Origin of the sequence: Piscirickettsia salmonis LF-89 = ATCC VR-1361 (assembly GCF_000297215.2) — a bacterium.
GTDB lineage: Bacteria > Pseudomonadota > Gammaproteobacteria > Piscirickettsiales > Piscirickettsiaceae > Piscirickettsia > Piscirickettsia salmonis.
In genome coordinates this window covers 1-1,410 of record NZ_AMFF02000211.1, presented here as the reverse complement: position 1 = coordinate 1,410, position 1,410 = coordinate 1, and the positions used below count along the sequence as shown (strand labels likewise).

Annotated in this window: 1 protein-coding gene; it reads left to right on the top strand. The window is 30.6% G+C overall.

Annotation, left to right across the window (positions count from 1 at the left end):
• Nucleotides 1-139: 139 nt before the first annotated feature.
• Nucleotides 140-1,410 (top strand): protein kinase domain-containing protein (locus C200_RS13465; protein ID WP_052133293.1); only part of this gene is annotated, 1,271 nt, incomplete at its 3' end.

Genomic DNA, 1,410 nt, shown 5'->3' with positions numbered 1-1,410 from the left:
TTCGCAACAGTGCCCTCTTTTATTCGCAACAGTGTCGCGATACTGACGCTAATTCTTGATTTTATTTCTATTTATGTATAAAAATGAAATTATATTATTTAATTTTAATACTTTCATTAAGTATTTATAGGCTGATAGTATGAATAAATTAAATTGGATAACAGATGAAGATAGAAAAAAAGAGTGGGAAATAGCAAAAAAGAATTTAAAATATGGAATTGCTAGCGAGGGAACAAAGCTTAAAAGATCTACTAAATTAAATTTAAGCCACTCTTTTATAGTTATAAATCAAAAAATTTATGCCTTAGCTGGTGAAGAAGAAATTTTAGGTCAAGGTAAGTTTGGAAAAGTAAAACTTGTAGAAGATGAACAGAGAAATTTATATGTAATAAAGGTTAGTTACAAAGATAAGTTTAAAGCTCAAGAGTTAAAGATTTTAGATGATCTTGGGTTATTACAAGGTCAAACTCAAAGGAATAATAAGCATTATTTACTTTTAAATTTTCTTGGAAACAGCTTAGATAAAGTTGAGTTTAAAGATGATAGAGGCAGGCTTGATGCTTGCTTTCAACTTATACATCTTGTTAACAAATTAAATAAGGGTGAATTATCAAAATTCAATCACCCTTACTACCATAATGATATTAAGCCAAATAATGCTGTTTTAAATGAGCAGGGGCAAGTTTCTTTAATTGACTTTGGTTTGGCTTCTCGCCTAAAAAAACCTGAATTCATAGAGGGATATAAAGGGTTCCATGCGCCTGAGATTCTAACTCAGGGCTATTCTCCTGAGTCTGATACCTACTCTTTGGGAATAACCTTAAAAAAACTATTGCCGCATGATTCTAGATTACATCATACCGCCCAATTTATGTCGTCCTATTACCCTGAAAATAGACCATCTAAAGATGTAGCGGAAGTTGATTTTTTAGTTGAACTATATAAACATTCAGATGAAAAATTAACAAAGGCACTATTAAATAATAATTGCATTACAAAAGATGTCAATGAAGCTAAAGCTATAACCGCTCTTTTAGAAGGCTCTACTGCAAAAAATAACTTAGTAACAGTAGCAAACATTGATTTAATTAAATCGAACAAGCAATTCGTAATTGCTTTAGTTATGGCTCATAACTATTTAAATTCTGGGAGACCCGGTTGGAAGCGAACTTATGCTGATCATGCGAAAGACTTTACACAAAGATTTATACAAAGCTTAATATTTAATAGAGATAAATCATCAAATAGTATTCAATGTCAAATACAAGAATGGATAAAATCGCCTAAATTAACTCAATTGTATCTCCAAGAAATAGATAATAAATCTATAGATATGCCAGGAAGTCATTTTTCTCAGTTAAGCTTAACAGATCAGTCTTCTTATTCACTAAAGGGTTACTTTGCTCAATC